Below are 12,924 nucleotides of genomic sequence, written 5' to 3'. Positions count from 1 at the left end.
AGGAGAGAGTGTTTAAAAGTGACCCCTGAATTGGGGATCCTTCCGTCCTCATTGCAAGAACTGTCTTAGCAGCACGCCGGAACCGTCCGATTTCAGCGAACTCCCCCCATCCCTTAATGTTTTCAGACCCATCAGGGTCATGAAAGCAGCCGATCAAGTTCGGCATTTTCAGCCGTTTCTTAAGACCCGCCCCGAAGAAGCGAATGTTTAAAAACTATCGGTAAGTGAGGGTTTTTCCCACCTTCTTTTCAGCCGTTTCTGAATTGACGCCAGAATAGTGGCTCTCTAACATCACGCCACTATTGCGCCATCACTGTTTTTTCGAGGGACCGACCCATGGACTCACCCGCCCTTGCGGCGAGGTTGTGCGCGGCTTTGCTTTGCCTTTTTCCTCTGAGCCGTGTCCTCGCTGCGCCCACTCCTGGTGATACTGACCTGATCCGCGAACGCCAGGATCGTTTGCTCGAGGAGCAACGCCGCCGCCTTGAAGAACTCAAGGAACTGCCTGGCGAACAGGCCCGGCCGACACAGCCGACAGCGCCAACCGATACCCGCTGCTTTCCTATAAAGGACATCGAGCTCAAGGGCGCCGACAGCCTGTCTGTCGCCGAGCGCGATCGCTTGCTCAAGCCTTACATCGGCCAATGCCTGGGCGTTGCCCAGCTCAATGAGCTGCTCAAAGTCATCACCGACCACTACATCGAGAAAGGCCTGGTCACCAGTCGTGCCTACCTGCCGCAACAGGATTTGTCCGGTGGGCATCTGCAAGTGCTGGTGGTCGAGGGGCGGCTCGAAGGCCTCAAGAGTGCGCCGGACAGCCAGTTGTCCGAGCGTGAGTTGGCAATGGCCTTTCCCGGCAAGGCCGGCGATCTGGTCAACCTGCGCGAGATCGAGCAACTGGTCGATCAGCTCAATCGCCTGCCTTCGAACCAGGCGAAGATGGAATTGGCCCCCGGCAAGAATGTCGGCGGCAGTGACGTGCTGGTGACCAACAGCCCGCAAAAGCCCTGGCGCGTCGGGTTGTCGCGCAGCAACGATGGCCAGCGCAGCACCGGCGAACAACAGTGGGGCACGACCTTTGACTGGGACAGCCCGTTGGGCCTGGCCGACCAGTTGAACCTGCGCGGCGGTCACGATGCGATGACCGATCACCAGCACACCTCCAACAACGCGCTGCTCAATTACAACCTGCCGTGGGGCTGGTGGAACTTCACTTACACCTACAACCAGAGCGAGTACCGCTCGCAGATCGCCGCCAACGGCTACAACTTCAAGCAGACCGGCGACAGCCAGAACCATCAACTGCGCGCCGAGCGAGTGATCCATCGGGATGCTGTCAGCAAGACCTCGCTCAACGTCGGTCTTTCCTATCTGCGCACCAACAACTTCATCGAAGACAGCAAGCTCAAGCTGAGCAGCAACCGTATCAGCGAGATGCAGTACGGCATCAACCACGGGCGGCGAGTGGGCAGCGCGTTCGTCAACCTTGACCTGGGCATGCAGCAGGGCATCGGTGCGTTTGACGCTCAAGGCAATGGCCACCCGGGGCCGGGCGAGCCGAATGCGCGTTATCGCAAATACAGCGCCACGGCGAGTTACCTGCAGCCGTTCAAGCTGTGGGGCGAGTCCTTCAGCTTCACCAGCCTGATGACCGGCCAGCGCAGCGAAGACGTGCTGTTCAGTCCGCAACGCACCAGCCTCGGCGGGCAGTCATCGATTCGCGGTTACAAGGACCAGTCCCTGTCGGGTGACAGCGGCGGCTACTGGCGCAATGACCTGCGCTGGACGCGACCGGTGACGCTGTCATGGCTGCGTCCGCTGTTCGCCGAATACGGCACCGGCCTGGGCTACGACCAGGGTGTGATCCGTGATGACCGCTACAACGGCGATCAGCACGGACGCCTGTCGAGCAACTCGCTGGAACTGTTTGCCCGTGGTCAGCACATGGCCGCCAGCGTGACGTTCGCGCACTCGCTGGAACGCCCCGATACGCTGCCCGACCGTGAAGCTCCGATCTATTTCCGCGTGGACTTCTTCCTCTAAACGCCGCTACCCGAGATCAATGACATGGACGCCCGTCACTACGCCTTTCTCGCCCGTCAGCCTTCAGCCGTGGTGCAAAACCGCGAGCATTTCTGCGGCATGCCCAAGCGCGTGTTGGCGTTCCTGTTGGCCAACGTCATGTTCTGGCAGCCGATCTGGGCCCAGGCCGATGGCATCGTGGTGGCCAATCCCGGCACCAGTCTCGGTCAGGCGGGCAATGGCGTGCCGATCGTCAACATCGCCACGCCCAATGGCAGCGGTCTGTCGCATAACCAGTTCGTCGACTACAACGTCGGCACCCCGGGCGTCATCCTCAACAACGTCGCCGCGCAAACCGGCGCGACGCAGTTGGGCGGCATCATCGTCGGCAATCCCAATATGACCAACGGGGTCGCGGCGCAAACCATCCTCAACGAAGTGGTGGGCGGCAGCCCGAGCCAGTTGCGCGGCTACACCGAGGTGGCGGGCCAGTCGGCCCGGGTCATCGTCGCCAACCCTTATGGCATCAGTTGCAACGGTTGCGGCTTCATCAACACGCCGCGCGTGACCCTGACCACGGGCAAACCGGTGCTCGATGGCAGCGGGCGACTGGACCGCTTTCAGGTCGATCAGGGCAGCGTCTCCATCGATGGGGCCGGGTTGAACGCCAACAACGTCGACAGCTTCGAAATCATCACCCGCAGCGCGAAAATCAACGCCGAGATCCAGGCGAAGAATCTGACCATCGTCGCCGGCCGCAACGACGTCAACGCCCAAACCCTCAACGCCACAGCTCGTGCCGACGACGGAAGCGCCAAGCCGCAACTGGCCATTGACTCCTGGGCTCTGGGCGGCATGTACGCCGGGGCGATCAAGCTGGTGGGCACCGAGGCCGGTGTCGGGGTGAAGCTGGCCGGCAATCTGGCGGCCAGCGGCGGGGATATACAGATCGATGCCAATGGTCATCTCAGCCTGGCGCAAACAGCCGCCACCGGCACCGTGAATGTCAAAGCCGCGAGTCTCGATGCGCAGGGCCCCGTTTACGGCAGCACCGTCAACGTCCAGACCCAGGGCAACCTCGCCGTACAACAAACGGTCGCGGCCCGGGACAGCATCAGCCTGAGCGCCAGTGGTGTGTTGACCAACAATGGGATCATTGAAGCCGGGGTCAATGGGGATAACAGTCGCAATGCCAATGGCGACGTCAACCTCAGCGCGCAGACGCTGAACAACAGCGCAAAGAGCGTGATCGCCAGCCGCAATCTGACGGTGAATGCTGCGCAGACCTTGGGCAACCAGGGTGGCACGCTCAGCGGCAAGAACACTGCAATCACCGCCGGTACTCTGGACAACCGCAGCAACGGGCGCGTGTTGGGCGGCAGCAATCTGAGCATGACTGCCGCACAGGTGTTGAACGGCAACGGTCTGATCAACAGCACCGGCAATCTCACGGGCAGCATCGGGCAACTGGTCAACGGCAATGGCGAGCTGACCAGCCAGGCCGACACCGTACTGACCGTCACGTCGCTGGATAACGTGGCGGGCCTGATGATGGCGGGCCGTTTGCTGGATATCACGGCAATCGGCACCCTCAACAACAGCGATGGCAAGATTGTCTCCAAGCAATCGATGAACGTGCGGACGCAGAATCTGGACAACCGCAATGGCGGCCTGATTACCGCGGCCGGGAAGATGACCCTCACGGCCAATGAGGCCGCCAACACTGGCGGCCGCATCTCCGCCAAGGGCGATATCGAAGCGAACATCGGCGCCCTTAGTCAATCGGCTGGCGAGTTGGTGGCCGAAGGCAATCTGTTGCTGACCGGCAACGTACTGGATAACCGTCAGGATGGCCTCGTTGCGTCGCTCAAGACACTGACCCTGAATGTCGGGCAGATCGATAACCGCGGTGGGTCGCTCTCCAGCCAATCGGGGCTGCAAATCAAAGGTGCGCGCCTGGACAACAGCGCTGGCGGCAAGGTGTTGTCGGACACTACGCTGGGTCTGAAAGTCGACCAGATCATCAATGACGCCGCGGGCCTGGTCTTCAGCAAAGGCGCAAGCACGCTCACCGGTATCGGCCTGAGTAACCTTGGCGGCAGGATCGTCAGCCAGGGCAGCCTTGGTTTTGCTTTCAATGAAAGGGTGAACAATCAGCAAGGCCTGATCGGCAGCGAACGCCAACTGACCCTGAACGCCGGCAGCCTCGACAACCGTCTGGGCAAACTGTCGAGCCTCGAAGCCATGGCGTTGACCACGGTCGGCGCGGTCTTGAATCAGGGTGGTCTGATTGCCTCGCAAAAAGGTCTGGCCCTGGGAAGTGGCAGCCTCAACAACAGCGTTAACGGCGTTATCAGCGCCAAGGCCGACTCGACGCTGGTGACCGGTGAATTCAACAACAGTAACGGCGGCAGCGTGGCAACCGATGGCACCTTGTTGGTCACGGCCGGGCATCTGGATAACTCCGCCGGGCAAATTGGCAGCCAGCAGCAGCTTGATCTTTCGGTGACCTCGCTCGACCAGGAGGGCGGTGAGCTGTTCAGCAACGCCGACCTCACCCTGGACCTGCACAACGGCCTGCTCAACAACCAGCGCGGCAGTATTCATACGCCGGGTCAGTTGTTGTTGAAAAACCTCAATCAGGTCAACAACAGCATGGGTGAAATCTCCGGGGCCAAGGCCTGGAGCCTCGATGCCCAAGGCGTGAACAACGACGGCGGCAAACTGCTCAGCAACGAAAAACTCACCCTCGTGATCGATCAGGCACTGAGCAACGTCAAGGGTCTGATCGCCGCTGCGGGCCTTGAAAGCCACAGCGCCAGTCTGAACAACAACGCTGGTGACATTCGTGGTCGGGGTGATGTGGATCTCACTGTCATCGACGACTTCGACAACCAGGCCGGCGTGGTCATCGCCGACAATGGCCTGACCGTCAAGGCTGCGCGGCTGGATAACCGGGGGGAAGGTCTGGTAGGGGCCACAAAAGCGCTGAAACTCACGATCGACCACCTGGACAACCGCAATGGCGAAGTGTCGAGCCAGGCCGGCGTGACCCTGATCGGCGCTTACCTTGACAACAGCGATAGCGGTTATGTCCTGGCCGGCGGCAATCTGGCCCTGACGGTGGATCAGGTGATCAACCGCAACAAGGGCTTGCTGTCTGGCGACAGCGGGCTGACGTTGACAGGCCAGACCCTGGAAAACAGCGGCCGCCTGCTCACCCGGAATGACCTGAGCATCACGCTTTCATCGGATCTGAATAACGATCAGGGCAACCTTGTCAGCGAAGGTGCTGTGGCGATCAACGCCGACAGCCTCAGCAACGACGGTGGCACTGTCTCCAGCGCAAAAGCCCTGACAGTCGACACCCGGGGCGTCGTCAGCAACCAGGGTGGCAAGCTGCTGACCGATGCCACCCTCACGCTCGACAGCAGCGCGCTGGATAACCAGCAAAAAGGCATCCTCAGCAGCAAAGGCAACCTGAGCGTCACCACCGGTGCGCTCAACAACAGCCAGGCCAGTATCTACTCCGCCGGGCAACTGAACGTGAAGGCCGGCCAAGTGACCAACACCGCTGGCAGACTCGGCGCAGGTAGCGCGTTGCTGGTCGATATCACTGGTCTTGATCAGCAGGGCGGCAAACTGTTCAGCCAGGGCAGCTTGAGCCTGGACCTGAACGGTGGGGCGTTGAACAACCAGGACGGTTTCATCAATGCGCCGGGTCAGTTGCTGCTGAAAAACCTCGCCGATGTGAACAACCGCAACGGCGAGATTTCCAGCGAACAGGCCTTCGACCTGACTGCCACAGCGCTGGACAACAGTGGCGGTCAACTGCTCAGCAACCAGAAACTCACCCTGCAAATCGACAAGGCGCTGACCTCGATCAAAGGCAAGATCGCCGCCGCGGCGTTGCAGATTCGTGCGGCGAGCCTGGATAACAGCGCCGGTGTCCTGCTCAGTGACAGTGATCTGGGCGTGACCGTCGATGGCCTGTTGAACAACCAGGACAACGGCATCATCAAGGCAGCGCAACAGCTGACTCTCAACAGCAACGGCTTGAACAATCAGGGCGGGACACTGCTCGGCGGGGTGGGCATTAGCCTGGACCTGGGCACGACCCCCGCGGACCTGAATAACCAGAGTGGCCTGATCAACACCAAAGGCGTGCTCAGCATCACCCACCTGCGTGATTTGAATAACCGCCAAGGCGAAATTTCCAGCGTCAACAGCTTCAGCCTGACCGGCAATACCCTGGACAACCGTGGCGGCAACCTGATCAGCAACGATCAATTGACCCTCAGCGCGGCCGAAGTGAAAAACCAGGGTGGCCTGATGTCCGGCTGGAATGGGTTGAGCCTGACCGGCGGGACCCTCGACAACAGCCAGGAAGGAACGCTCTCCAGTCTGCTCGGCAACCTGGACATCGACCTGAGCGGTGCGTTGATCAACCACACCCAGGGCGGGCTGGCGGGCAAGGGCGAGGTGAGCATCAAGGCCGCCAGCCTCGATAACAGCAAGGGCATCGTCACCAGCGGGGCGAAGCAAACCCTGACGATAATTGATGGCACGATCACCAACACCTCCGGTGGCCTGATCGAAAGCAGTGACACGCTGGATATCGTCGCGGCAACGCTGAATAACTCAGCCGGCAGCGTCGGTGCCGGCAAAGCCTTGACCTTCACCGGTACGCAACTGAACAACAGCGGTGGCAACCTCATTGGTGAAAGCAGCGTCACCCTCGATGTGCTCGGTGCCCTGATCAACACCCATGGTGCCCTCGGCAGCCAGGGGTCGCTGGTGATCCAGCGTTCCGGCAGCATCGACAACCAGGGCGGCCAACTGATCAGCCAGTCCTTGCTGAGCCTGATGACCTCCGGTGATCTGAACAACAGCCAGGGCGGCACATTATCGGCCAACGGGCAACTGGATCTCACGGCCACCGGCACTGTTCATAACGACACTGACGGTCTGATTTCCAGTCGTGATGCCGGTGTGACCATCACCGCCGCAGCCCTGAACAATGCCAAGGGGGCCGTACAGAGCTACAACGCGCTGACCGTGGATGCAGGCAACGGCGCGATCGACAACCAGGGCGGCAAACTCATCGCCCAGAACGGCGATCTCAAGCTCACTGCCGCCAGCCTCGACAGCCGTGGCGGTGTGCTGTCGAGCCTCAAGGGGTTACTGCAAACCCGACTCACGGGTGTGTTGAAAAACGGTCAGGGCGGCAAGCTCGAAGGCAGCCGCCTCGACTTGCAAGCGTTGGGCGGTATCTACAGCGACGGCGGCCGGATCGCGGCCAACACCAGCGACATTCTGCTCAACACCGGCAGTGGCGGCATCGACAACAGCAATGGCGGGATTTATGCGGCAGGGCTGGTAAAAGTCAGTGCTGCTTCGATGAACAACAGTGGAGGGCAAGTCAGCGGCAACGGGATCGACCTCGGGCTTGACGGCAATCTCTCCAACCGTGGCGGCCTGATCGAAAGTGCCAGCGCGCTGACCGTGCGCGCCACCAACCTCGACAACCAGGGCGGCAAGCTGCGGGCGCTGGGCACCAGCGGCAAAACCGATTTCCAGATCGGTAGCCAGTTCGATAACCGCAATGGACTGCTGGAAACCGCCAACCAGCAACTGACGCTCGCGACACCCGGCCTACTCAACGCCGGCGGCTCCGTGACCCATGTCGGCACCGGGCTGTTCGACATCTCCACCGCCAATGTCATGAACGCTGGCGGCGCGCTGGTCACTCGCGGCGACCTGAACCTGAACGCCGTCAGCTGGACCAACAGCAGTGTGATCCAGGCCGGGCGCCTGACGGTGAACGTCAACAACTTCAGTCAGACCGCGAGCGGCCAGTTGCTGGCCGCCAACCAGCTCGTGGCTCGGGGCGGCAGCTGGAACAACGACGGGTTGATTGCCAGTGATGGCAGCCTGGATATGCAGTTGAGCGGTGGCTATGGCGGCAACGGCCGCCTGACCAGCCTTGGTGACATGCAAGTCGACGCATCCACCATCACCCTCAACAGCGCTGCCAGCATTGCCGGCGGTGGCAATACCACCGTGGGCGGTCGGGGCGGGTTGTCGGTATTGAGCAACTATGGACGCCTGACCGCGAGCAACAATCTGATCCTCAATGCCGGGGCTGTTAACAACTACGGCACGCTGGCGGGCGGGACGGGCATGAAACTCAGCGCATCGTCACTGCTCAACGATCAGGGTGGATTCCTGTTCAGTGGTGGTGATATGAAGCTTCGGGTGGGCAGCTTCAGCAACAAGAAATCCGATGTTTACAGTTTGGGTGGGATCGACATTGCCAGGGACGATGCGGGCAATCGCGCGGCGTTGGTGGAGAACCTTTCCGGGACGATGGAGAGTGTTGGCAATTTCTCGATCCGGGCCGACTCGATCGTCAATCGCCGGGATCAGTTCAAGACCGTGTCCGAGATGTATTCGGCGGATATCGGGATTCGTTGCTACGCGTGCGATGAGCTTCCTTCCAACTGGGCTGATTTGAATCCACATCCGGTTCCTTCCCATTTAGTCTGGGAGCAGAAGTTCAGAGTCAGCATTTCGGAAGGAGAAAGCTCCAAGGCATCTTCCATCACCTCAGGTAGCAACCTTGATGTTGCTGGAAGTTCGTTCCTGAACTCGAACTCGTCAGTTGCGGCTTCTGGAAACATCAACATCAATGTTGCCAACTTCGAGAACTCCGGCACCGCCACGGGGGACTACGTTTCTCGTCAATACGTTACGGGTGGGCAAGACCTTGACCAGTGGCGTCAGATAGTCGAGTACAACATGTACAACGACGCTGACTATCATCAGGACCTACGATTCTGGAACGCCAATGAGGTCGAGTCGAGGATCACGACGCATGTCGTTCGATATGGCGCGAAAGGCGAGGCGAATAACTGGTTCCAGCAGTTCGGCCCTGTCCTGTTAGGCTTGTATAAACAGTCATACGCCGTCGACTTTGGCGACTCACTGTACGCCAGCGGCATCAGAACCGACGCCCCCGACTTCATAAAAAACGCCGTCTTCAGCGAAAAAATCATCAGCGCAGACCCGTCCGGATTTGCCTCGGCCATCATCCAGGCCGCCGGCAACGTCACCATCAATGCCGCCAACAAAATCACCAACGGCGTTGAACGCGCCTACAGTTCCGGCATCACCGGCACTTCGCGCAACACCGGTACCGGCGCTACCGGTACCGGCAAAACCACGGTCATCAGCCTCAACAGTCAGCTCCCACCGGATCTGGCCCAGCAACAGGTCAACCCGCTGACACTGCCGGGCTTCAGCCTGCCAGTGGGCGACAACGGCATGTTCCGCCTGAGCGGTAAAAACGGCACAGACTCAACGATCGTCACCAGCCCGCCACGAACCATCGGTTCCGCGACCGGCGCCACAACCCAGCGTTCGGACGGCACGCCCGTCAGGAGCGCCACCGAACTGCAGTTCGACGCCAACGACCTGGTGTCGGTCGAGAACCGTGAACTGGCGTTGGCCGGCAGCCCGTCACTGAACCTCAACACTCAGACCGCGCAAGTCAACGCTAACGCCACCGGCCTGCAAGTGCCCGACCAGGGCAATGCCCAGCTCAATACACCGCGCGTGCAGGGCCTGCCCGATACCAGCGTGCGCAGCAACCCTCACAAGTACCTGATCGAAACCAACCCGGTACTCACCGACCTCAAGCAGTTCATGAGTTCGGACTACCTGCTGACCAACCTCGGCTACGACCCGGACATCGCCGCCAAACGCCTGGGCGACGGTTTCTTCGAACAACGGCTGATCCAGCAAGCCGTGGTCGAGCGCACCGGGCAGCGCTTCATCGATGGTCAGACCTCCGACGAGGCGATGTTCAAGTACCTGATGAACAACGCCATCGCCAGCAAGGACGAGCTGAACCTGTCCGTGGGCGTGACCCTGACCGCCCAGCAAGTCGCGGCCCTGACCCATGACATCGTCTGGCTTGAAGAGCATGAAGTGAATGGCGAAAAGGTGCTGGTGCCGGTGCTGTATCTGGCGCAGGCCGACAATCGCCTGGCGCCGAATGGGGCGTTGATCCAGGGCGGCGATGTGACCCTGATTGCCGGGCAGGATCTGAATAATGCGGGTACCTTGCGGGCGACCAACAACCTGGCGGCATCCGCCGGGCAGGACCTGACCAACAGTGGCCTGATCGAAGCCGGCAACCGCCTCGACTTGCTGGCGGGTAACAGCATCATCAACAAATCCGGTGGCGTCATCGCCGGGCGCGATGTGACCCTTACCACCATTGGCGGCGATGTCATCAACGAGCGCACTGTCACCACATCCGATTTCAGTAACAAAGGCTACACCCAGCAACGTGACTATCTGGACAGCGCCGCGCGGATCGAAGCGGCCAACGACCTGAGCATCAGCGCGGGCCGGGACGTGCTGAGCACCGGCAGCGTTCTCAGCAGCGGTCGTGACACCGAAATTCAAGCTGGTCGCGACATCAACATCGTTTCCACCGAGCAACAAACCTCTGATACCGGCGGCATTCAGAAAAGCTCGGTTACCCAATTCGGCTCGAGCATGAACGCCGGACGCGACATCGCCGTGAGCGCTGGTCGCGACATGAACATCGTCGCCAGTGAACTGGAGGCCAAACGCAACATTGGCCTGAGCGCGGAGGGGGACGTGACTGTCGCCTCCGGCGCCGACGAAAACCATTCCTACTACAAGACCAAAAAAGTCACCGCCCAGGAAGACCAAGTCAAACAAGTCGCCAGCGTGATCACAGCAGGTGGGGATGTGGCGATGAGCGCGGGCAATGACCTGACCTTCATCTCCAGCCGGATCACGGCGGGCGACGAAGCTTATCTGGTGGCAGGCAACAACATCGAGTTGCTGGCCGCGCAGGACACCGACTACTCGCTGTACGACAAGAAGAGCAAGGGCAGTTTTGGGCAGAAGGCAACCCGCCGGGATGAAGTGACCGATGTGAAAAACATCGGCAGCGAAATCACCACGGGCGGTGACCTGACTCTGGTCAGTGGTGGGGATCAGCGCTATCAGGGGGCGAAGCTGAACAGTGGCGGGGATCTGACGCTGGACAGTGGGGGGAGCATTACCTTTGAAGCGGTGAAGGATCTGCATCAGGAGAGTCACGAGAAGAGCAGCAACAGTCTGGCGTGGAACAGTGCCAAGGGGAGGGGTAATACCGACGAGACTTTGCGTCAGAGTGAGCTGACGGCTAACGGTCAGATCGTGATCAAGGCGGTCAACGGCTTGAAGATCGACCTGAAGAATATCGATCAAAAAACCGTCAGTCAGACCATCGATGCCATGGTTCAGGCCGATCCAAAGCTGGCCTGGTTGAAAGACGCCGAGCAGCGCGGGGACGTCGATTGGCAACTCGTGAAAGAGCTGCATGACAGCTGGGACTACGAAAGCTCAGGTTTAGGCGCGGCTCCGGCGCTGATTATTGCCATTGTTGCCAGTTACTTCCTTGGTCCGATTTTCGGTCCAATGGCCAGCAATTTTGTTGTCGGCACGGTCGATGGCGGAGGCGACCTGGGCGCCGGGTTTAAAGCCGCCACCAGTCGCGATGCGCTCAAGGGGTATGTCATCACGGCGATCACGGCGAACCTGACGCAGGGCTACTTCAATGATTGGACTGGCACCACTACCGACTCTCTCACTGGAAAGATCACCACCAATCTGAGTACCTGGAAAGGTATTGGCCAGTTCGCGGCCAGCCAAGGTCTGCAAAACGGCACCTCAATGGCGTTGAGCAAGATCATGGGGCAGGGCGGCGACCTGGGTGATGCCTTGCAAAGTACGTTGTTCAACACTTTGGCGGCGGCGAGTTTTAATGCGGTGGGGGATTACGCCCCGTGGGCCGACGGCAGCCTGCAAAAGATCATGGTTCACGCCATGGTTGGTGGTCTATTGGCCCAAGTCAGCGGCGGTGATTTCCGTACTGGTGCTTTGGCGGCGGGTGCTAACGAGGCGTTGGTCGACCAGCTCAACAAGTGGGTCGGTGGCGACAAAGACCTGCTGAATATGACTTCGCAGATAGTGGGGGTGTTGGCTGCGGCTACGCAGAGTGGTGCTGATGCGGATAGTTTGCAAAAAGGCGCTTGGGTGGCGCAGAACGCCACGCAGTACAACTACTTGGGCCACAAGGACCTGGACAACTTCGAACGTGAGGCTCGTGCCTGTAAAGCTAAAGGCAACTGTGATGATGTTCAGAAAAAATACCGTGACTTGAGTCTCGTAAATCAAGATGCGGTTTACGATTCTTGCAGACAGGTGCCTTCTCAATGCATACAGCTTTTTGGGCAGCTAATAGATGATCAGAATAGTCTGCAGGAAAGGATTGCTCATCTTCAGCTCGACAGTAGCATTCCTTTTGAGCTGAAATTGGACTTAGCGCGGTATCAGCTGCAAAACGCCTCTGCCATCAGTGAACTGATTGCTACGAAATCAAAGTTAGCTAATATTGAGAACGGTGCTTCGATCAGTAATGCTGAACGTGATAGCCTGATTCTGAGAGTGGTGAGCGGTGGCTTGTTCGGGAAAGTCGGAGCTGGTGCAAAAGGTGCAGGCGAAATTGTTGGTTCCGCAAAAAGCTTCTCAATTGCTGATCGCGTATTCGGCCAGCTCAACGATCCTCGAATGGGTCAGCTTGCAGGAAAGCTTGATGCCGATGCTTTGCAGAAACTTGCCAATAATCCAAGTGCTACTCGGTTTATGGACGCAAGGACAGGGCATATCAATGTAATTCAAGAAGTTGAAGGGAAGCTGATTCGGATTACTGTGCCAAGAGACGAGATGAAAATTATTTCCGTTGGCCCAATTAGACCTAACCAAGTTAAAAACTTATTAGGTAAAGGCGATTTTGTTCCGTTACCTTGAGCTCGC

General features: G+C 59.4%; 2 protein-coding genes. Both read left to right on the top strand.

Annotated elements, in window-relative coordinates:
* Window positions 1–336 precede the first annotated feature (336 nt).
* On the top strand, window positions 337–2,043 hold the full coding sequence (locus HNO86_RS23295; protein WP_175379276.1) for a ShlB/FhaC/HecB family hemolysin secretion/activation protein: 1,707 nt from the start codon (window positions 337–339) through the stop codon (window positions 2,041–2,043).
* Between the two features lie 24 nt (window positions 2,044–2,067).
* Complete coding sequence (locus HNO86_RS23290; RefSeq protein WP_178131315.1) at window positions 2,068–12,918, top strand: filamentous hemagglutinin N-terminal domain-containing protein; 10,851 nt, start codon at window positions 2,068–2,070, stop codon at window positions 12,916–12,918.
* Window positions 12,919–12,924: the final 6 nt, after the last annotated feature.

The sequence above is a fragment of the Pseudomonas sp. C1C7 genome (genome assembly GCF_013359595.1).
Lineage (GTDB): Bacteria > Pseudomonadota > Gammaproteobacteria > Pseudomonadales > Pseudomonadaceae > Aquipseudomonas.
Note: the sequence above shows the minus strand (reverse complement) of the source record. Positions and strands in the feature narration are given on the sequence as shown.